Below are 20,046 nucleotides of genomic sequence, written 5' to 3'. Positions count from 1 at the left end.
ACGCACTCTGAAGTACGGTACTGATATGAACGTAAGCACGCCCGAGCCGGGCACCCTGCTCGACAAGCTGCCCGACGTCTACGACCGGATGTGCCCCTCGCGCGGCGTACTGGAGCACGTCACCAGCCGCTGGGGCGTGCTGGTGCTGATCGCCCTGCACGAGCGGGGCTACCGCTTCAGCGAGCTGCGCCGCCGGGTGGCCGGGGTCAGCGAGAAGATGCTCGCCCAGACCCTGCAGACCCTGGAGCGCGACGGCCTGGTGCTGCGCGTGGTCCACCCGGTGATCCCGCCCCGGGTCGACTACAGCCTCACCCCGCTGGGCGCCGAGGCCGCCGTGATGGTCTCCGCCCTGGCCCACTGGGTGGAGGGCCGGATGTGCGCCGTCACCGAGGCCCGCGAGGAGTACGACGCCCGGGCCTGAGCCCGGACGCACCGGAGGGGCCCGGAGTCGATCGACTCCGGGCCCCTCCGTCGTGCGCGGGCCTGCTAGCCGACGGTCCAGGTGTCGTTGCCGGCCAGCAGGCCGGCCAGGTCGCCGCGGCCCTTGCTCGCCACGGCCGCCTCCACCTGATCGGTCATCAGGGTGTCGTAGACGGGGCGGGCGGTGTCGCGGATGACGCCGATGGGGGTGTGGTGGAGGAGGTCGGCGTCGGTGAGGCGGGTGAGGGCGAAGGCCCGGGCGGCGCTGGGGTGGTGGGCGTCGTGGACGAGCACCCGGTCGCGGTTGGCCTCGGTGACGGTGTCGATGGTCAGTTCGCCGTCGGGGTCGCGGAAGACGCCTTGGTCGGTGCCGAAGGTGATGGGTTGTCCGTGTTCGAGGCGGATGAGGGCTTCGTCGCGGGTGCCGGGCTCTTTGAGGAGTTCGAAGGCGCCGTCGTTGAAGATGTTGCAGTTCTGGTAGATCTCGACGAGGGCGGTGCCTTGGTGGCGGGCGGCGGCGCGGAGGACGGAGGTGAGGTGTTGGCGGTCGGAGTCGATGGTGCGGGCGATGAAGGTGGCTTCGGCGCCGACGGCCAGGGAGAGGGGGTTGAAGGGGTGGTCGAGGGAGCCCATGGGGGTGGATTTGGTGATCTTGCCGACTTCGCTGGTGGGTGAGTACTGGCCCTTCGTCAGGCCGTAGATGCGGTTGTTGAAGAGCAGGATCTTGAGGTTGACGTTGCGGCGCAGGGCGTGGATGAGGTGGTTACCGCCGATGGAGAGGGCGTCGCCGTCGCCGGTGACGACCCAGACGGAGAGGTCGGGTCGGGAGGCGGCGAGGCCGGTGGCGATGGCCGGGGCGCGGCCGTGGATGGAGTGCATCCCGAAGGTGTTCATGTAGTACGGGAAGCGGGAGGAGCAGCCGATGCCGGAGACGAAGACGGTGTTCTCGCGTTTGATGCCGAGTTCGGGCATGAAGGACTGGACGGCGGCGAGGATGGCGTAGTCGCCGCAGCCGGGGCACCAGCGGACTTCCTGGTCGGTCTTGAAGTCACGGGCTGCGAGGGGCAGTTCCGACTTCGGCACCAGGTTCAACGAGGGGAATCCCTCAGACATCGCGCTCCTCCTCGTTCCCGTCCGGACCGTTCTCGTCCAGCTCGTTCTCGCCCAGCCCGCTGTCGTCCAGCCCGTTGTCGTCCAGAGCGGCGTCGAGCGTGCCGATGGCCACCCACAGCACGTCCGCCAACTGGGCCGCCTTGAAGGGCAGTCCGCGCACCTGGTTGTACGACTGCGCGTCCACCAGGTACTTGGCCCGCAGCAGCAAGGCGAGCTGGCCCAGGTTCATCTCGGGCACGATCACCCGCTCGTAACCGCGCAGCACCGCGCCCAGGTTGGCCGGGAAGGGGTTCAGGTTGCGCAGGTGCGCCTGCGCCACCGCGCCGCCGTCGGCCCGCACCCGGCGCACAGCCGCCGTGATCGGGCCGTAGGTCGAGCCCCAGCCGAGCACCAGCACCCGGGCCTCGCCGCTCGGGTCGTCCACCTCCACCGGGGCCACCTCGATCCCGTCCACCTTGGCCTGGCGGGTGCGGACCATGAAGTCGTGGTTGGCCGGGTCGTAGGAGATGTTGCCGGTGCCGTCCTGCTTCTCGATCCCGCCGATCCGGTGCTCGAGCCCGGCCGTGCCGGGCACCGCCCACGGCCGGGCCAGCGTCTGCGAGTCCCGCTTGTACGGCCAGAACACCTCGCTGCCGTCGGGCAGCACGTGGTTCGGCCCGGTGGCGAACTCCGGCTTGATCTCCGGAAGTTCGTCGACCCCCGGCACCCGCCAGGGCTCGGAGCCGTTGGCCAGGTAGCCGTCCGAGAGCAGCAGCACCGGCGTCCGGTAGGTCACCGCGATGCGCGCCGCCTCGATCGCCGCGTCGAAACAGTCGGCCGCCGTGGCCGGGGCCACGATCGGCACCGGCGCCTCGCCGTTGCGGCCGAACATCGCCTGCAGCAGGTCGGCCTGCTCGGTCTTGGTCGGCAGCCCGGTGGACGGCCCGCCGCGCTGGATGTCCACCACCAGCAGCGGGAGTTCGAGCGAGACGGCGAGCCCGATGGTCTCCGACTTCAGCGCCACGCCCGGGCCCGAGGTGGTGGTCACGCCAAGCGCGCCGCCGAAGGCCGCACCCAGCGCGGCGCCGATGCCGGCGATCTCGTCCTCGGCCTGGAAGGTGCGGACACCGAAGTTCTTGTGCTTGCTCAGCTCGTGCAGGATGTCCGAGGCCGGGGTGATCGGGTACGAGCCCAGGAACAGCGGGAGGCCACTGCGCTGGGCGGCGGCGATCAGGCCGTAGGAGAGCGCGAGGTTGCCGGAGATGTTCCGGTAGGTGCCGGCCGGCAGCTTCGCCGGCGGCACCTCGTAGGAGACCGCGAAGTCCTCCGTGGTCTCGCCGAAGTTCCAACCCGCCCGGAAGGCCAGGATGTTGGCCTCGGCGATGGCGGGCTTCCTGGCGAACTTCTGCCGCAGGAAGGCCTCGGTGCTCCGGGTCGGCCGGTGGTAGAGCCAGGAGAGCAGGCCGAGCGCGAACATGTTCTTCGCCCGCTCGGCGTCCTTGCGGGCCAGCCCGCTCTCCTTGAGCGCCTCCAGCGTGAGGGAGGTCAGCGGCACCGGGTGGAGGTGGTATGCCTCCAGCGAGCCGTCGGTCAGCGGGTCGGCCGCGTAGCCGACCTTGGTGAGCGCGCGCTTGGTGAACTCGTCTGTGTTGACGATGATCTCCGCGCCGCGCGGGAGGTCGGCCAGGTTGGCCTTGAGGGCGGCCGGGTTCATCGCGACCAGCACGTTCGGCGCGTCGCCCGGGGTGAGGATGTCGTGGTCCGCGAAGTGCAGCTGGAAGCTGGAGACACCCGGCAGGGTACCGGCAGGGGCCCGGATCTCGGCCGGGAAGTTCGGCAGGGTGGAGAGGTCGTTCCCGAAGGAGGCCGTCTCCGAGGTGAACCGGTCACCCGTGAGCTGCATGCCGTCACCCGAGTCACCGGCGAAGCGGATGATCACCCGGTCGAGCCGGCGGATCGGCTTCGCGGGCCGTACCGTGCCACCGTTCGGCACGGTGGGGCCCCTACCGCCCTCGCCGTCCGAGCCGTCCACTGCCTCAGACTGATCCACCTGACTGGTCACTGCCGCGGACCTCCTCGTGGGCGACCAGCCGCGGGCGTGAGCCGTGTGCCCCGTCCGCCTGGTGCACCACCCGCATCCTAGAGCGGCTGCCCACCGGCGAGCCGGAACTCAGGACAAACGACGTAGGTGTGTAAACCTCATCGTCAAGTTCAACCACGAACCGATCCCCGACCGTACCCGATCCGTCCGGGTGACGCCCGAATCCCTCCGGGCGAGACCGGATCGACCACCAAGTGAGACCACGGGCAGGTGAGGGCCCTCAGGAGTCGAGGTAGGTGAGCACCGCGAGGACACGCCGGTGGTCCTCGGTGGACTGGGCCAGGCCGAGCTTCTGGAAGATGCTGCTGACGTGCTTCTCGACCGCGCCGTCGGAGACCACCAGCTGCTTGGCCACCGCCGCGTTGGTCCGGCCCTCGGCCATCAGCCCCAGCACCTCCCGCTCGCGCGGCGTGAGGCCCGCCAGCGTGTCGCCCCGCCGGCTCCGGCTGAGCAGCTGCTGCACCACCTCGGGGTCGAGCGCCGTGCCGCCCCCGGCCACCCGCACCACGGCGTCCACGAACTCGCGGACCTCCGCCACCCGGTCCTTCAGCAGGTACCCCACCCCCCGCGTGGAGCCCGCCAGCAGCTCCCCCGCGTACTCCTCCTCGACGTACTGCGACAGCACCAGCACCCCCAGCCCGGGGTACAGCCCACGCAGCGCCACACAGGCCCGTACGCCCTCGTCCGTGTGCGTGGGCGGCATCCGCACATCCGCCACCACCACGTCCGGCAGAGCCCCCTCGGCGGCCAGCTCGTGCACCGCCTTGAGCAGCTCCTCCCCGTCCCCGACGGCGGCCACCACCTCCAGCCCCCGGTCGGTCAGCAGACGGATCAGACCCTCGCGCAGCAGCACGGAGTCCTCGGCGATGACAACACGGAGCATGTCGGTGATCCCTGTTCGTTTTTGTTTTTAGGGGCGCGGGGAACTGCTTGGGTTCTAGGAGTCGTTGCAACACCCCAGTTCAGGGGATGCGATGGACTTCGAGATCCGTGGCAACCGCAGACCGCAGGGTCGGCGGAAGCTGCTGCGGGAGCGGGCGGCATACTCCCGGCTCGTGCAGCAGGGCGTGAGCAACACCGAGGCATGCCGGATCGTCGGCGTCGACCGCAGGACCGGCCAGAAGTGGCGTAACGGGCGCAAGCCGACCGGCACCCAGCGCACGGCGCCGGCTCCCCTCGACCTCGACGGGAAGCCGGCGCCGCCGACCGGGCCGGCAGGGCGGTCACGGTTCCTGACCGAGGCGGAACGGATCCACATCGCCGACCGGCTGCGGGAGAAGGCCACCGTCCGGGCAATCGCCGCGGAACTCGGCCGCAGCCCGTCCACCGTCAGCCGGGAGATCACCCGCAACGCCCACCCGGTCAGCGGCGCCTACCGCCCGCACGCGGCCCAGGCCCGCGCGAACGCCCGCCGGCCCCGCCCCAAACCGCGCAAGATCGGGCAGACTCCCGAGCTGCGGGACTTCATCCAGCACCTCCTGGACCTGAGGTGGAGCCCGGAGCAGATCTGCCAGGCTCTACGGGAAACCTTCCCCGACCGGCCGGAGATGCACGTGGCTGTCGAAACCGTCTACCAGACCCTCTACCTCCAGGGCCGGGGCGAGTTGCGCCGCGAGGTCGCCGCCGCCCTGCGCACCGGCCGGGCCCGGCGGATCCCGCACCGGCAGGCCGCCACCCGCCGCCCCCGCTTCGCCCACCCCATGGTCATGATCAGCGAACGCCCCGCGGAGGCGGACGACCGGGCCGTCCCCGGCCACTGGGAGGGCGACCTGATCATCGGCAAGGACGGCGCCTCGGCGATCGGCACCCTGGTCGAGCGCGCCACCCGCTACGTCATGCTCCTGCACCTCCCGGCCGGCCGCGGCGCCGAACAGGTCCGCGACGCCCTCGTGGCGACCGTCCAGACCCTGCCCGCCCACCTCAGGCGGTCCCTGGCCTGGGACCAGGGCGCCGAGATGGCCCGGCACGCCGACTTCACGATCGCCACCGACGTCCCGGTCTACTTCTGCGACCCCGCCAGCCCCTGGCAGCGCGGCTCCAACGAGAACACCAACGGCCTGCTCCGCCAGTACTTCCCCAAGGGCACCGACCTGTCCGTCCACAGCCCCGAACACCTGGCCGCCGTCGCCGCCCAACTCAACGGCCGCCCACGCAAAACGCTCGACTGGGACACCCCAGCCGAGCGCCTGCATAAACTCCACACGGCCTAGACAACCAACCACGTGTTGCAACGACCGCTAGAAACCACCCTGCGCGAGATCGGAAGAAGCGGAGCTGTCACTCAGCACAGAGAGCCAGCTGCACCATCATCGGACAGTGCAACTGGCTCACGGTGTAAAACAGCAGCAGAGTGCAGGGTCGGCCGCGCACGCAGTAAATCGAGAGGGGCCCCGCGCCCCTGGTGGTTCACATAGTACGAATGGCTACGGCGTCGCACAGCCCCTGCAGCGCGTCCTTCGCCGGACACTCCGGCAGCGGAGCGAGCAGGGCGCGAGCCTCCTCCGCGTACCGCAGCGTCTCCCGCCGGGCCCGCTCCAGCGCGGGGTGGCGGCGCAGCAGCCGCAGCGCCTCGGCGTGCAGCTCGTCGTCCTCGGAGAGGTCCTGCGACAGCAGCTCGCGCAGGCGGACGTCCTCCGGGTCGGCCGGGTCCGCCTCGGTCTGCTGGAGGAGCAGGATCGGGAGGGTCGGGACGCCCTCCCGCAGGTCGGTGCCGGGGGTCTTGCCGGACTCGTGGCCGTCGGAGGCGATGTCGAGCACGTCGTCGGCGAGCTGGAAGGCGGTGCCCATCCGCTCGCCGTACTGAGTGAGGATGTCGACCATCCAGGACTCGGCACCGGCCATCAGCGCGCCGAAGCGGCAGGAGACGGCGATCAGCGAGCCGGTCTTGCCGGAGAGCACGTCGAGGTAGTGCTGGAGCTGGTCCTGGCCGGCGGCCGGGCCCGCGGTCTCCAGGATCTGCCCGGTGACCAGGCGCTCGAACGCGTCGGCCTGGATCCGGACGGCCTCCGGGCCGAGGTCGGCGAGCACCTGGGAGGCGCGGGAGAAGAGGAAGTCGCCGGTGAGGATGGCGACGGAGTTGTCCCAGCGGGCGTTGGCGCTGGGGGCGCCCCGGCGGACGGGGGCCTCGTCCATCACGTCGTCGTGGTAGAGCGTGGCGAGGTGGGTGAGCTCGACGACCACGGCGGAGGGCACCACACCGGGGGCGTACGGGTCGCCGAACTGGGCGGCCAGCATCACGAGCAGCGGGCGGAAGCGCTTGCCGCCGGCCTCGATGAGGTGGCTGGCGGTGATCGTGATGAAGGGGATGTCGCTCTTGACGGCCTCGGCGAGCGCGGCCTCCACGGCGTCCATCCCGGTCTGGACGTCCCGGGTCAGATCGCGGTCCTGCACGCTCAGCCCGAAGGGCCCCACGACGGTCACGAAGACCACTCCTGTCCCTGGTCGAATCTGCGGCCGAATCTGCGGCCCGCTCCCTGCGTGCCGCCGCTGGCCTACAAGGAGGGTATCCGGTCGTGAGTGGATCACTGCACGGGCGTGCGGGTCTGCTCCGAGTCGCCGTACGACAGAGCCCGTGGTCGGGTGCCACGGGCTCTGTCGTACGGGGTCGGTCAGCGCACGAAGACGGCGGCCTTCGAGGCGAGGTCCAGGAAGTACTGCGGGAGCAGTCCGAGACCGAGGGTGACCAGCACGCCGAGCGCGATGGCGGTGGCCGTCATCGCGCTGGGCACCGCGACGGCCGGGCCGCCGGGCTGCGGGTCGGAGAAGAACATGAGCACGATGACGCGGATGTAGAAGAAGGCCGCGACGGCCGAGCTGAGCACACCGACGATCACCAGCGGGGTGGCCCCGCCGGCCGCCGCGGCCTGGAAGACCGCGAACTTCCCGGTGAAACCGCTGGTCAGCGGGATGCCGGCAAAGGCGAGCAGGAAGAGCGCGAAGACCGCCGCGAGCAGCGGCGAGCGCCGCCCGAGCCCGGCCCACGAGGACAGGTGGGTCGCCTCGCCCTTGGAGTCGCGGACCAGGGTGACCACGGCGAAGGCGCCGAGGGTCACGAAGGAGTACGCGAGCAGGTAGAAGAGCACCGCCCCGAGGCCCTGCTTGTTGGTGGCGATCACGCCGGTGAGGATGAAGCCCGCGTGGGCGATCGAGGAGTACGCGAGCAGCCGCTTCACGTCCTGCTGGGTGACGGCCAGGATCGCGCCGACCACCATGGTGAGGATCGCCACACCCCACATCACCGGCCGCCAGTCCCAGCGCAGGCCGGGGAAGGCGACGTAGAAGAGGCGGAGCAGCGCGCCGAAGGCCGCCGTCTTGGTGGCCGCGGCCATGAAGCCGGTGACCGGCGTCGGGGCGCCCTGGTAGACGTCAGGCGTCCAGGAGTGGAAGGGCACCGCGCCGACCTTGAAGAGCAGGCCGACCGAGAGCATCGCCAGGCCGATCAGCAGCAGCGCGTCGTTCTGGGTGGTGACGGCCAGCGCCGGGGTGGTCGGGGCGGTGCCCGCGATCACGTCGGCGATCTCCGGGAGGGAGACGCTGCCCGCGTAGCCGTAGAGCAGCGCGGTGCCGAACAGGAAGAAGGCCGAGGCGAAGGCGCCGAGCAGGAAGTACTTGACCGCCGCCTCCTGCGAGAGCAGCCGCCGGCGGCGGGAGAGCGCGCAGAGCAGGTAGAGCGGGAGGGAGAAGACCTCCAGCGCCACGAACATGGTCAGCAGGTCGTTGGCGGCCGGGAAGAGCAGCAGGCCGCCGACGGCGAACAGGGTGAGCGGGTAGACCTCGGTGGTGGCGAAGCCGGCCATGGTGGCCTGCCGCTCCTGCTCGCTGCCGGGCACCGCGGCGCCTTGGGCGGCGAAGGCGTCCACCGGCGAGCCGTTGAGCCGGGGCTCCAGCCGCCGCTCGCCGAAGCCGAGCACGGCCACCACGGCGGAGAGCAGGATCACGCCCTGGATGAAGAGCGCCGGCCCGTCGAGGGCGACGGCGCCCATCGCCAGCAGGCCCGCCTTGGTGGTGGCGTAGCCCTGGGTGGCGAGCACCACCAAGGCGGCGAAGGCGCCGGCCAGACCGACCAGCGCGATCGTCACCTGGGTGGCGTAGCGGGCCTTCCGGGGCAGGAACGCCTCGGCCAGGATGCCGAGCACGGCCGCGCCGAAGACGATCAGCATCGGCGAGAGCTGGCCGTACTCGATGTGCGGGGCCGGGATGCTCGGGCTGTTGCCGCCCGCCGCCGCGAGGTAGAGGGAGTGGCTCACTTCTGCTCACCTCCGGAGGTTGCGGCGACCGGGTGGGCCGGTGCCGGGTCGGACTGGTGCACCTGGGAGAGGGTCGCGTTGACGGCCGGGTTCACCAGGTCGGTGAGCGGCTTGGGGTAGACGCCCAGCAGCAGGGTGAGCGCCACCAGCGGGGCGACCACCAGCAGTTCGCGCAGCCGAAGGTCGCTCATGCCCTCCACGCCGGCCTTGACCGGGCCGGTCATGGTGCGCTGGTAGAGCAGCAGCGCGTACAGCGCGGCGAGCACGATGCCCAGGGTGGCGATGATGCCGATCACCGGGTACTTGCTGAACGTGCCGACCAGCACCAGGAATTCGCTGACGAAGGGCGCCATGCCCGGCAGCGAGAGGGTGGCCAGGCCGCCGATCAGGAAGGTGCCGGCCAGCACCGGGGCCACCTTCTGCACCCCGCCGAAGTCGGCGATCAGGCGCGAGCCCCGGCGGGAGATCAGGAAGCCGGCCACCAGCATCCAGGCGGCGGTGGAGATGCCGTGGTTGACCATGTAGAGCGTGGCGCCGCTCTGGCCCTGGCTGGTGAAGGCGAAGATGCCCATGATGATGAAGCCGAAGTGCGAGATGGAGGCGTAGGCCACCAGCCGCTTGATGTCCTTCTGGCCCACCGCCAGCAGCGCGCCGTAGACGATCCCGATCAGTGCGAGCACCAGGATGGCCGGGCCGAAGGTGCGCGAGGCGTGCGGGAAGAGGCCGAGGCAGAAGCGCAGCATCGCGAAGGTGCCGACCTTGTCGACCACGGCCGTGATCAGCACGGCGGTGCCGGCGGTGGCCTCACCCATCGCGTTCGGCAGCCAGGTGTGCAGCGGCCAGAGCGGGGCCTTGACCGCGAAGGCGAAGAAGAAGCCCAGGAAGAGCGCCTTCTCGGCCGTCGGGTCGATCACCAGCTTGCCGTCGGCGATGGCGTTGCTCAGCGTCGGCAGGTCGAAGCTCGCGAACCCCTGGTTCGAGGCGACCACGTACAGGCCGACCACGGCGGCCAGCATGACCAGCCCGCCGAGCAGGTTGTAGAGCAGGAACTTGACGGCGGCGTAGGAGCGTTGGGCCGCCGAGTCGGGGCCGCCCGCGCGGTCGCCGAAGCCGCCGATCAGGAAGTACATCGGGATCAGCATGGCTTCGAAGAACACGTAGAACACGAAGACGTCGGTGGCCAGGAAGGAGACCACCACCATCGCCTCCACCGCGAGCACCAGGGCGAAGAAGGCCTGGGTGCGGCGGAGGTTCTCGAAGGTGCCGTCGGGATTGCGGACCGGGTCGGCGTCGTTCCAGGAGGCCAGCATGACCACCGGCACCAGGACGGCGGTCAGCAGGGTGAGCACGGCGCCGATGCCGTCCACGCCGAGCGAGAAGCTGATCCCGAAGGAGCGGATCCAGCTGTAGGACTCGGTGAGTTGGTACCGGTCGCCGCCGGTGTCGAAGCGGGCGGCGACCACGGCGGCCAGCGCCAGGGTGGCCAGCGAGACGGTGAGCGCGACGGCCTTGGTGGTGCGGCGGCGCGTCTCGTCGGAGCCGGCGGGCAGGGCGGCGGTGAGCACCGCGCCCGCCGCCGGCACCGCGCAGGTGGCGGTCAGCAGGTAGCTCATGGCCGGGCCTCCCACCAAGAGAGTTGACGACCCATCAGACGGACCTCATCAGGAGAGTGGTGGCGACCAGCACGACCGTGCCGCCGAGCATGGAGAGCGCGTAGGAGCGGACGTACCCGGTCTGGATCCGGCGCAGCCGGCCGGAGACACCGCCGATGGCGGCGGCCAGGCCGTTGACGAACCCGTCCAGACCGCGGCTGTCGAAGTAGACCAGCGCGGCGGCGAGCGCCGAGCCGGGCCGGACCAGGACGGCGTGGTTGATGTCGTCCTGGAGCAGGTCGCGCCGGGCCGCCCGGGTGAGCAGCGAGCCGACCGGCGGGGTGGCCGGGACGGGCGAGCGGCCGTACATCAGGTACGAGACCAGGATGCCCGCGGCCACCACGACCCCGGTGATCACGCTGATGGTCAGCGCGCCGAGCGGGGAGTCGCCCTCGGCGTGGCCGGTGACCGGCTCCAGCCAGTTGAGGAAGGAGCTGCCGAAGGCGAAGATCCCACCGGCGAAGACCGAGCCGAAGGCCAGCACGATCATCGGCAGGGTCATGGTGGCGGGCGACTCGTGCGGGTGCGGCTCGTGGCCCTCCCCCGCGGCGGAGCCGCTGATGTCTGCTGTGGCCTGCCAGCGCTTCTCGCCGAAGAAGGTCATGATCATCACGCGGGTCATGTAGAACGCGGTGACGCCGGCGCCGATCAGGGCACAGAGGCCGAGGATCCAGCCCTCGGTCCCGCCCTTGGCGAAGGCCGCCTCGATGATCTTGTCCTTGGAGAAGAAGCCGGACAGGCCGGGGAAGCCGATGATGGCCAGGTAGCCGAGCCCGAAGGTGATGAAGGTGACCGGCATGTACGTCCGCAGGCCGCCGTAGCGGCGCATGTCCACCTCGTCGTTCATGCCGTGCATGACCGACCCGGCGCCGAGGAAGAGCCCGGCCTTGAAGAAGCCGTGGGTCACCAGGTGCATGATCGCGAAGGCGTACCCGATCGGGCCGAGCCCGGCCGCCAGGATCATGTAGCCGATCTGCGACATGGTCGAGCCGGCCAGCGCCTTCTTGATGTCGTCCTTGGCGCAACCGACGATCGCACCGTAGAGGAGCGTGACGGCGCCGACCACGACCACGACCGTCTGCGCGTCCGGCGCCAGGTCGAAGATCGCGTGCGAGCGGGTGATCAGGTAGACGCCGGCGGTCACCATGGTGGCCGCGTGGATCAGGGCCGAGACCGGGGTCGGGCCCTCCATCGCGTCCCCGAGCCAGGACTGCAGCGGCACCTGGGCCGACTTGCCGCAGGCGGCCAGCAGCAGCATCAGCGCGATCGCGGTGAGCTTGCCCTCGCTCGCCTCGTGGGCGGTGGGGAAGACCCCGGCGAAGGTGAAGTCCCCGAACTGGGTGAACATCAGCATGATCGCGATGGAGAGGCCGACGTCGCCGACCCGGTTGACCAGGAAGGCCTTCTTGGCGGCCACCGCGGCGCTCGGCTTGTGCTGCCAGAAGCCGATCAGGAGGTAGGAGGCGAGGCCCACGCCCTCCCAACCGACGTACAGCAGCAGGTAGTTGTCGGCCAGCACCAGCACCAGCATGGCGGCCAGGAAGAGGTTGAGGTAGCCGAAGAACCGGCGGCGCCGCTCGTCGTGCGCCATGTACCCCACCGAGTACAGGTGGATCAGCGAACCGACACCGGTGATCAACAGCACGAAGGTGACGGAGAGTTGGTCGAGCTGGAAGGAGACGTCGGCCTGGAAGCCGTTCACCGGGATCCAGCTGAACAGGTGCTGGTGCACCGCGCGGTCCTCGGTGGAGCGGCCCAGCATGTCGGCGAAGAGCAGCAGACCGAAGACGAAGGAGAGCACGGCGGCGAGCAGGCCGAGCCAGTGACCGAAGCGGTCCAGGCGGCGGCCGCCGAGCAGCAGCAGCGTGGCGCCGGCCAGCGGGGCCGCCACGAGCAGCGGAATGAGAGTGTTCACCCTGGCCCCTACAGCTTCATCAGGTTGCTGTCGTCGACCGAGGCCGAGTGCCTCGCCCGGAAGATGCTCACGATGATGGCGAGACCGACGACCACCTCGGCCGCCGCGACCACCATGGTGAAGAAGGCGATGATCTGGCCGTCCAGGTTGCCGTGCAGGCGGGAGAAGGTCACCAGCGCCAGGTTCGAGGCGTTGAGCATCAGCTCCACGCACATGAACAGCACGATGGCGTTGCGCCGGATCAGCACGCCGGAGGCGCCGATGGTGAACAACAGCGCTGCCAGGTACAGGTAGTTGACCGGGTTCACTCCGACTCCTCCTTGCCCTGCGAAGCCTTCGAAGCGGTGGTGAGCTCCTGCCGGGGGCCGGTCACGGCCGGGCGGGCGGAGGGCGCGCGGCCCAGCCACTCGGCGGTGTTGCCCTCCAGCTCGGCCATCCGGCGCAGCATGTCCTGGCTGACGTCGCGGATCTGGCCGCGCTCGCGCAGGGTGGCCATCACCGAGTCCTCGGCCACGGTGCCGTCCGGCAGCAGGGCCGGCACGTCCACCGCGTTGTGCCGGGCGTAGACGCCGGGGGCGGGCAGCGGCGGCAGCTGGATGTTGTCCTTGACCCGCTGGGCGGCCAGCTCGCGCTGGGTGGCCGGGGCCTTCACGTGCTCGCGGTGGGTCAGCACCATGGCGCCGATCGCGGCGGTGATCAGCAGCGCGCCGGTGACCTCGAAGGCCCAGACGTACTTGGTGAAGATCAGCCGGGCCAGGCCCGGCACGTTGCCCTCGGCGTTGGCCTCGGCCAGCCCGGTGAAGTGGCTCAGGTGCGCGTTGGCGATGCCCGCGATCAGCAGCACCCCGAAGCCGATGCCGCAGAGCACGGCGGCCACCCGCTGGCCCTTGAGCTGCTCCTTGAGCGAATCGGCCGAGGTGACGCCGACCAGCATCACCACGAACAGGAAGAGCATCATGATCGCGCCGGTGTAGACCACGATCTGCACGATGCCCAGGAAGACCGCCCCCTGGGCCAGGTAGCAGACCGCCAGCGCGAGCATGGTGGCCGCCAGGCAGAGCGCACTGTGCACGGCCTTCTTGAGCAGCAGCATGCCGAGCGCCCCGCCCACCGCGATCACCGCGAGGATCCAGAACTGCACGGCCTCACCCGTGGAGGTCATGAGGACACCTCCCGGTCCCGCGCCGTGCGCTCCTGCACCTCGGTGCCGGGCGCGGCCTCGGTGACCTCGCCCCGGTAGTACGCGCCCTCGTCGGTGCCCGGGTAGTACGCGTGCGGGCTGTCGACCATCCCCTCGGTCAGGCCGACCAGCAGCTGTTCCTTGGTGAAGATCAGCGACTCCCGCGAGGAGTCGGCGAGTTCGTACTCGTTGGTCATGGTGAGCGCCCGGGTCGGGCAGGCTTCCACGCAGAGCCCACAGAGGATGCAGCGGGCGTAGTTGATCTGGTAGACGGCGCCGTAGCGCTCGCCCGGGGAGTACCGCTCCTCGTCGTGGTTGTCGGCGCCCTCGACGTAGATCGCGTCGGCCGGGCAGGCCCAGGCGCAGAGCTCGCAGCCGACGCACTTCTCCAGGCCGTCCGGGTGCCGGTTCAGCTGGTGGCGGCCGTGGAAGCGCGGAGCGGTGGGCTTCTTCTGCTCCGGGTACTGCTCGGTCAGGCGCTTCTTGAACATGGCCTTGAAGGTCACGCCGAAGCCTGCGGCCGGGCCCAGGATCGAAGGCCCAGAAGTTGAACTGGCGCCAGTTTCGGAGTCGGGCATCGGGTCAGCTCCCCTCGGAATTCTCGGCCCCGTTGAGGGCTTCCAGCAGTTGCGGGGCGCGGCTGCGCCGGCGCGGCACCGGCGGCAGCTCCTGCCCGGGCAGCGGCGGCACCGGGTACCCGCCCGCCATCGGGTCGAACTCGGCCTCGGCGGCGGGCTGTTCGGGCGCCTTCTGGTGCTTGGTGAAGTCGCGCAGCAGGGCCAGCAGCAGGATCACGCCGATCGGCGCCCCGACGTAGAGCACCACCTGGCCGAAGTCGTAGCCCTCGTTGCGCAGCGCCCGGACACTGGCCACCATCACCAGCCAGACCAGCGAGACCGGGATGAGCACCTTCCAGCCCAGCTTCATGAACTGGTCGTAGCGCAGCCGGGGCAGGGTGCCGCGCAGCCAGATGAAGAAGAACAGCAGCAGCTGGATCTTCAGGGTGATCCAGAGCAGCGGCCACCAGCCGTGGTTGGCCCCGGCCCAGAAGGTGGAGATCGGCCAGGGGGCCCGCCAGCCGCCGAGGAAGAGCGTCGAGGCGACGGCCGAGACGGTCACCATGTTGACGTACTCGGCGAGCATGAACATCGCGAACTTCAGCGAGCTGTACTCGGTGTTGAAGCCGCCGACCAGCTCGCCCTCGGCCTCCGGGAGGTCGAAGGGCGCCCGGTTGGTCTCGCCGACCATCGCGATGATGTACACGATGAACGAGACCGGCAGCAGCACCGCGAACCAGGTCGGCTGCTGGGAGGCGACGATCTCCGAGGTGGACATCGAGCCCGAGTAGATGAAGACGGCCGCGAAGGAGAGCCCCATCGCGATCTCGTAGCTGACCATCTGGGCGGCCGAGCGGAGCCCGCCGAGCAGCGGGTACGTGGAGCCCGAGGACCAGCCGGCGAGCACGATGCCGTAGATGCCGATCGAGGCGGTGGCCAGGATGTACAGCAGGGCGATCGGCAGGTCGGTGAGCTGCATCGGGGTGCGGGTGCCGAAGATGGAGATCTCGTTGCCGGCCGGGCCGAACGGGATCACCGCGAAGGCCATGAAGGCCGGGATCGCGGCCACCACGGGGGCCAGCACGTAGACCACCTTGTCGGCCCCGGCGACCACCAGGTCCTCCTTGAGGGCCAGCTTGATGCCGTCGGCCAGCGACTGGAGCATGCCCCAGGGGCCGTGCCGGTTGGGGCCGATCCGCAGCTGCATCCAGGCGACGACCTTGCGCTCCCAGACGATCGCGATCAGCACCGTGAGCACCAGGAAGGCGAACACGAACACGGCCTTGAGCAGCACCAGCCACCACGGGTCGCGCCCGAAGAAGCCGAGTGTCTCGGCGGCGGAGAGAGTGGTCACGAGGTCTCCTCCCCCGCTACGGCGGCCGGGGCGGCGGCGATGGTCACCAGGTGGCCCACGGTGGTGCCCAGCGCCCGGTGGGCCCCGCCCGGCGTGGAGTTGAGCGGGATCCAGACGGTGCGGTCGGGCAGTTCCTCGGTGAGCTCGAGCGGCAGCACCAGCGAGCCGGCCGGGCCGGTCAGCCGGACGGCCTGCTCGGCGCCGATCTCCTTGGCCGTCACCGGGCTCAGCCGGGCCACGGCCGGGTGCCGGGTGCCGGCCAGGTGCTCGTCCCCGCGCTGCAGCGAACCCTCGTCCAGCAGCAGCCGGTGGCCGGCCAGCACGGCCTGGCCGGTGGCCGGGCGCGGCAGCGGCGCGGGGTGCGCGGCGGGGGCGGCCGGGCGGTCGCCCGCCCAGGGGGTGAACCGGTCCAGCTCGAACCGGGCCGCCCGGACGTCGGGCAGGCCGAGCGGCACGCCGATCGCGTCCGCCAGCATGTTCAGCACCCGCACGTCCGAGTGCAGCTGACGCTGCATCAACTGATCGGCCTTGAGCGCGGCTTCGAACATCCGCACCCGGCCCTCCCAGTCCAGGAAGGTGCCGGCCTTCTCGGCCACGGCGGCCACCGGCAGCACCACGTCGGCCCGCTCGGTGACCGGGCTCGGGCGCAGCTCCAGCGAGACCACGAAGGAGACCCGGGCCAGCGCCTCCTCGGCCAGCGCCGGATCGGGCAGGTCGTCCAGGTCGAGCCCGCCGATCACCAGCGCGTCCAGGTCGCCGTGCGCGGCGGTGGCCAGGATCTGGTCGGTGTCCCGGCCGAGCCGGGCCGGCAGGTCGGCCACCCCCCAGGTGGCGGCGGCCTCGGCCCGCGCGGCGGCGGCCGTCACCGGCCGCCCGCCGGGCAGCAGGCCCGGCAGCGCGCCGGCCTCGATCGCCCCGCGCTCGCCGGCCCGGCGCGGCACCCAGGCCAGCCGGGCGCCGGTGGCCTGGGCCAGGCGCAGCGCGGCGGTGAGCGCCCCGGCCACGGCGGCCAGCCGCTCGCCGACCAGGATCACGGCGCCGGGCTGCCGGAGCAGCGTGGCGGCCTTGCCGGCGTCGTCGCCCAGCGCCTCGTCGTCGGCCAGCGCGGCCAGCCACTCGGCCTCGGTGCCGGGGGCGGCGGGCAGCAGCGCGGCGTGCAGCTTGCCGAGGCCGCGCGAGCGGTGGGTGGCGATCGAGAAGATCGGCAGGCCCTTGGCCCGGTTGGCCTTGCGCAGCCGCAGGAAGACGATCGGCGACTCCTCCTCGGGCTCGAAGCCCGCGAGCAGCACCGCCGGGGCGGCCTCCAACTGGTCGTAGGAGACGCCCTCCCCGTCCAGGTCGACCCCGTGCCCGGCCACGGCGGCGGCCAGGAAGTCGGCCTCCTCCGCACTGTGCGGGCGGGCCCGGAAGTCCACGTCGTTGGTGCCGAGCACCACCCGGGCGAACTTGCCGTAGCCGTAGGCGTCCTCGACCGTCACCCGGCCGCCGGCCAGCACCGCGGCCCGCGCCCCGAGCAGCCCCTCGGCGGCGGCGGCCAGCGCCTCCGGCCAGGAGGCGGGCACGAGTTCGCCGTCGCCGTTGCGGATGAGCGGGGTGGTCAGCCGCTCGCGCAGCTGGCCGTACCGGAAGGCGAACCGGCCCTTGTCGCAGCTCCACTCCTCGTTCACCGCCGGGTCGTCGCCGGCCAGGCGCCGCAGCACCTTGCCGCGCCGGTGGTCGGTGCGGAGCGAGCAGCCCGAGGAGCAGTGCTCGCAGACGCTCGGCGAGGAGGCCAGGTCGAACGGGCGCGAGCGGAAACGATAAGCCGCCGAGGTCAGTGCGCCCACCGGGCAGATCTGGATGGTGTTGCCGGAGAAGTACGAGGCGAACGGCTCGTCGGCCCCGGTGCCGACCTGCTGCAGCGCGCCGCGCTCGACCAGCTCGATGAACGGGTCGCCGGCGATCTGCTGGGAGAAGCGGGTGCAGCGGGCGCAGAGCACGCAGCGCTCGCGGTCGAGCAGCACCTGGGTGGAGATCGGCACCGGCTTCTCGTAGGTGCGCTTCATGCCCTCGAAGCGCGAGTCGGTCTCGCCGGTGGACATCGCCTGGTTCTGCAGCGGGCACTCGCCGCCCTTGTCGCAGACCGGGCAGTCCAGCGGGTGGTTGATCAGCAGCAGCTCCATCACCCCGCGCTGGGCCTTCTCGGCCACCGGCGAGGAGAGCTGGGTGCGCACCACCATGCCCTCGGCCACCGGGATGGTGCAGGAGGCGACGGGCTTGCGCTGGCCCTCGATCTCCACGATGCACTGGCGGCAGGCCCCGGCGGGGTCGAGCAGCGGGTGGTCGCAGAAGCGCGGGATCTGGGTGCCGATCTGCTCGGCCGCACGGATCACCAACGTCCCCTTGGGGACCTGGACTTCGACACCGTCGATCGTGAGAGTGACGAGGTCGGTGCTTGTCTCTGTGGTGGTCACGCGTGCACCTCCCTCTCGGTGGCGGAGTCGTGGGCCTGGGGCCGGTCGGCCCAGACGGTGGCGGCGGCCGGGTCGAACGGGCAGCGCCGCTCGCTGAGGTGGCGCTCGTACTCGGCGCGGAAGTACTGCAGCGAGGAGACGATCGGGCTGGCGGCGCCGTCGCCGAGCGCGCAGAAGGACTTGCCGTTGATGTTGTCGGCGATGTCCAGCAGCTTCTCCAGGTCGCCGGGCACGCCCTGGCCCGCCTCGATCCGCTTGAGCAACTGCACCAGCCAGTAGGTGCCTTCGCGGCAGGGGGTGCACTTGCCGCAGGACTCGTGGGCGTAGAACTCCGTCCACCGGGTGACAGCCCGCACCACGCAGGTGGTCTCGTCGAAGACCTGCAGCGCCTTGGTGCCGAGCATCGAGCCGGCCGCACCCACGCCCTCGTAGTCCAGCGGCACGTCGAGGTGCTCGTCGGTGAACATCGGCGTCGAACTCCCGCCGGGCGTCCAGAACTTGAGCCGGTGCCCGGCCCGGATGCCGCCACTGACGTCGAGCAGCTGGCGCAGCGTGACGCCCAGCGGTGCCTCGTACTGACCGGGGTTGGTGACGTGGCCGGAGAGCGAGTAGAGCGTGAAGCCGGGCGACTTCTCGGTGCCCAGCGACTTGAACCACTCGGTGCCCTTGGCCAGGATCGGCGGCACCGAGGCGATCGACTCGACGTTGTTGACCACCGTCGGGCAGGCGTACAGACCGGCGATGGCCGGGAACGGCGGCCGCAGTCGCGGCTGGCCGCGGCGGCCCTCCAGCGAGTCGAGCAGGGCCGTCTCCTCGCCGCAGATGTACGCCCCGGCGCCCGCGTGCACGGTGATGTCGAGGTCGACGCCCGAGCCGAGGATGTCCTTGCCGAGGTAGCCGGCCCGGTACGCCTCCGCCACGGCCGCGTGCAGGCGCCGCAGCACCGGCACGACCTCGCCGCGCAGGTAGATGAAGGCGTGGTCGCAGCGGATCGCGTAGGACGCGATGATCATGCCCTCGATCAGCGCGTGCGGGTTGGCGAAGAGCAGCGGGATGTCCTTGCAGGTGCCCGGCTCGGACTCGTCGGCGTTGACCACCAGGTAGTGCGGCTTGCCGTCGTTCTGCGGGATGAACTGCCACTTCATGCCGGTGGGGAAGCCGGCCCCGCCGCGGCCGCGCAGGCCGGACTCCTTGACCAGGGCGATCACCTCGTCGGGCTGCATGGCCAGCGCGGCGCGCAGCCCTTCGTAGCCCTCGTGGCGGCGGTAGGTGTCCAGGGTCCAGGGGCGGGCGTCGTCCCAGGAGGCGGAGAGTACGGGCGAGAGCAGTTTCTCGGCCGGCTCTGCGGAGGTCATCACGCTTCCGTCCCTTCGTGCCGGGGGGAGACCACCTTGGCGCCCGGAGTGCCGGGCAACGCCTCGCCCTTGGCGAGCCTGAGGCCCGCCAGCGAGGGGGCGCCGCCCGCCCCGGAGGCGTCCACCACGCCGGGGCGCTCGTCGGGGAAGCCGGCCAGGATGCGGGCGGTGTCCTTGAAGGAGCAGAGCCGGGCGCCCCGGGTGGGCTCGGCCTCCCGGCCGGCCCGCAGGTCGTCGACCAGCTGCTTGGCGCTCTGCGGCGTCTGGTTGTCGAAGAACTCCCAGTTGACCATCACCACGGGGGCGTAGTCGCAGGCCGCGTTGCACTCGATGTGCTCGATCGAGATCTCGCCGTCGGCGGTGGTCTCGTTGTTGCCGATGCCCAGGTGATCCTGGAGCTCGGCGAAGATCTGGTCGCCGCCGAGCACCGCGCAGAGCGTGTTGGTGCAGACGCCGACGTGGTACCTGCCGGCGGGCTTGCGCCGGTACATGCTGTAGAAGGTCGCGACGGCCGTCACCTCGGCCGTGGTGAGCTCCAACTGCTCGGCGCAGAAGCGGATCCCGCTCGGGGAGACGAAACCCTCCTCGGCCTGCACCAGGTGCAGCAGCGGCAGCAGGGCGGACCGGGAGACCGGGTAGCGCCCGATCAACTCCCGCGCGTCCTGGACCAGTCGGGCCTGCACCTCGGCCGGGTAGGGCCTGGCCGGCAGGGCCGGCAGCC

Annotated in this window: 15 protein-coding genes and 1 pseudogene; 2 read left to right on the top strand and 14 right to left on the bottom strand. The window is 71.1% G+C overall.

Features of this window, described 5'->3' with window-relative positions; translation table 11 throughout:
• The first annotated feature begins 25 nt into the window (after positions 1-25).
• On the top strand, positions 26-421 hold the full coding sequence (locus tag CFP65_RS22685) for a helix-turn-helix domain-containing protein (RefSeq protein ID WP_104817916.1): 396 nt from the start codon (positions 26-28) through the stop codon (positions 419-421).
• 65 nt (positions 422-486) lie between these two features.
• On the opposite strand, the gene CFP65_RS22680 is transcribed toward CFP65_RS22685, so the two are convergent.
• From CFP65_RS22680 to CFP65_RS22670, 3 genes and pseudogenes are all read right to left on the bottom strand, one after another.
• Positions 487-1,533: a 2-oxoacid:ferredoxin oxidoreductase subunit beta gene (locus CFP65_RS22680; RefSeq protein WP_104817915.1), complete on the bottom strand. Its 1,047-nt coding sequence runs from the start codon at positions 1,531-1,533 to the stop codon at positions 487-489.
• Positions 1,534-1,630: 97 nt separating this feature from the next.
• Positions 1,631-3,505 (bottom strand): annotated as a pseudogene (locus CFP65_RS22675) (2-oxoacid:acceptor oxidoreductase subunit alpha); the annotation flags it as partial.
• A 328-nt stretch (positions 3,506-3,833) separates the two neighbouring features.
• Complete coding sequence (locus CFP65_RS22670; protein WP_168219622.1) at positions 3,834-4,496, bottom strand: response regulator transcription factor; 663 nt, start codon at positions 4,494-4,496, stop codon at positions 3,834-3,836.
• Between the two features lie 184 nt (positions 4,497-4,680).
• Here CFP65_RS22670 and CFP65_RS22665 point away from each other — a divergent pair, with 184 nt between their 5' ends.
• Complete coding sequence (locus CFP65_RS22665; RefSeq protein ID WP_371682514.1) at positions 4,681-5,823, top strand: IS30 family transposase; 1,143 nt, start codon at positions 4,681-4,683, stop codon at positions 5,821-5,823.
• A gap of 196 nt (positions 5,824-6,019) precedes the next feature.
• On the opposite strand, the gene CFP65_RS22660 is transcribed toward CFP65_RS22665, so the two are convergent.
• From CFP65_RS22660 to nuoE, 11 genes are all read right to left on the bottom strand, one after another.
• On the bottom strand, positions 6,020-7,033 hold the full coding sequence (locus tag CFP65_RS22660) for a polyprenyl synthetase family protein (RefSeq protein ID WP_104821049.1): 1,014 nt from the start codon (positions 7,031-7,033) through the stop codon (positions 6,020-6,022).
• Between the two features lie 188 nt (positions 7,034-7,221).
• Positions 7,222-8,859, bottom strand: a complete 1,638-nt coding sequence (nuoN, locus tag CFP65_RS22655; protein WP_104817912.1) for an NADH-quinone oxidoreductase subunit NuoN — start codon at positions 8,857-8,859, stop codon at positions 7,222-7,224.
• The gene (locus tag CFP65_RS22650; protein WP_104817911.1) at positions 8,856-10,472 is read right to left on the bottom strand and encodes an NADH-quinone oxidoreductase subunit M; all 1,617 of its coding nucleotides are present in this window, start codon (positions 10,470-10,472) and stop codon (positions 8,856-8,858) included. The genes nuoN and CFP65_RS22650 overlap by 4 nt, the downstream gene beginning before the upstream one ends.
• Positions 10,473-10,506: 34 nt before the next feature.
• A complete protein-coding gene (gene nuoL, locus CFP65_RS22645) occupies positions 10,507-12,426 on the bottom strand; it encodes an NADH-quinone oxidoreductase subunit L (RefSeq protein WP_104817910.1) in 1,920 nt (639 codons plus the stop codon).
• An 8-nt stretch (positions 12,427-12,434) separates the two neighbouring features.
• Positions 12,435-12,734: an NADH-quinone oxidoreductase subunit NuoK gene (gene nuoK, locus CFP65_RS22640; RefSeq protein ID WP_104817909.1), complete on the bottom strand. Its 300-nt coding sequence runs from the start codon at positions 12,732-12,734 to the stop codon at positions 12,435-12,437.
• Positions 12,731-13,588 carry an NADH-quinone oxidoreductase subunit J gene (locus CFP65_RS22635; protein WP_104817908.1) on the bottom strand — a complete coding sequence of 286 codons (858 nt, stop codon included), beginning with the start codon at positions 13,586-13,588 and terminating at the stop codon, positions 12,731-12,733. The genes nuoK and CFP65_RS22635 overlap by 4 nt, the downstream gene beginning before the upstream one ends.
• A complete protein-coding gene (gene nuoI / locus CFP65_RS22630) occupies positions 13,585-14,184 on the bottom strand; it encodes an NADH-quinone oxidoreductase subunit NuoI (RefSeq protein WP_104817907.1) in 600 nt (199 codons plus the stop codon). The genes CFP65_RS22635 and nuoI overlap by 4 nt, the downstream gene beginning before the upstream one ends.
• Positions 14,185-14,188: 4 nt before the next feature.
• Complete coding sequence (gene nuoH, locus CFP65_RS22625) at positions 14,189-15,517, bottom strand: NADH-quinone oxidoreductase subunit NuoH (protein ID WP_104817906.1); 1,329 nt, start codon at positions 15,515-15,517, stop codon at positions 14,189-14,191.
• Positions 15,514-17,970, bottom strand: coding sequence for an NADH-quinone oxidoreductase subunit G (locus tag CFP65_RS22620; RefSeq protein ID WP_104817905.1), 2,457 nt, complete (start codon positions 17,968-17,970; stop codon positions 15,514-15,516). Before CFP65_RS22620 ends, nuoH begins: the two co-directional genes overlap by 4 nt.
• The gene (gene nuoF / locus CFP65_RS22615; protein WP_104817904.1) at positions 17,967-19,325 is read right to left on the bottom strand and encodes an NADH-quinone oxidoreductase subunit NuoF; all 1,359 of its coding nucleotides are present in this window, start codon (positions 19,323-19,325) and stop codon (positions 17,967-17,969) included. The genes CFP65_RS22620 and nuoF overlap by 4 nt, the downstream gene beginning before the upstream one ends.
• Positions 19,325-20,044 carry an NADH-quinone oxidoreductase subunit NuoE gene (gene nuoE, locus CFP65_RS22610; RefSeq protein WP_104821048.1) on the bottom strand — a complete coding sequence of 240 codons (720 nt, stop codon included), beginning with the start codon at positions 20,042-20,044 and terminating at the stop codon, positions 19,325-19,327. Before nuoE ends, nuoF begins: the two co-directional genes overlap by 1 nt.
• Positions 20,045-20,046 lie beyond the last annotated feature (2 nt).

This window comes from Kitasatospora sp. MMS16-BH015, assembly GCF_002943525.1.
GTDB lineage: Bacteria > Actinomycetota > Actinomycetes > Streptomycetales > Streptomycetaceae > Kitasatospora.
The sequence above is the reverse complement of the archived record's forward strand: the minus strand, read 5'-3'. Positions and strand labels throughout refer to the sequence as shown.

Excerpts from the sequence above, each read along its gene's own strand:
- CFP65_RS22635 (WP_104817908.1), bottom strand. The coding sequence starts at position 13,588 with ATGACCTCCACGGGTGAGGCCGTGCAGTTCTGGATCCTCGCGGTGATC.
- CFP65_RS22685 (WP_104817916.1), top strand. The coding sequence starts at position 26 with ATGAACGTAAGCACGCCCGAGCCGGGCACCCTGCTCGACAAGCTGCCC.
- nuoI (WP_104817907.1), bottom strand. The coding sequence starts at position 14,184 with ATGCCCGACTCCGAAACTGGCGCCAGTTCAACTTCTGGGCCTTCGATC.
- nuoF (WP_104817904.1), bottom strand. The coding sequence starts at position 19,325 with ATGACCTCCGCAGAGCCGGCCGAGAAACTGCTCTCGCCCGTACTCTCC.
- CFP65_RS22680 (WP_104817915.1), bottom strand. The coding sequence starts at position 1,533 with ATGTCTGAGGGATTCCCCTCGTTGAACCTGGTGCCGAAGTCGGAACTG.
- CFP65_RS22650 (WP_104817911.1), bottom strand. The coding sequence starts at position 10,472 with ATGAGCTACCTGCTGACCGCCACCTGCGCGGTGCCGGCGGCGGGCGCG.
- CFP65_RS22670 (WP_168219622.1), bottom strand. The coding sequence starts at position 4,496 with ATGCTCCGTGTTGTCATCGCCGAGGACTCCGTGCTGCTGCGCGAGGGT.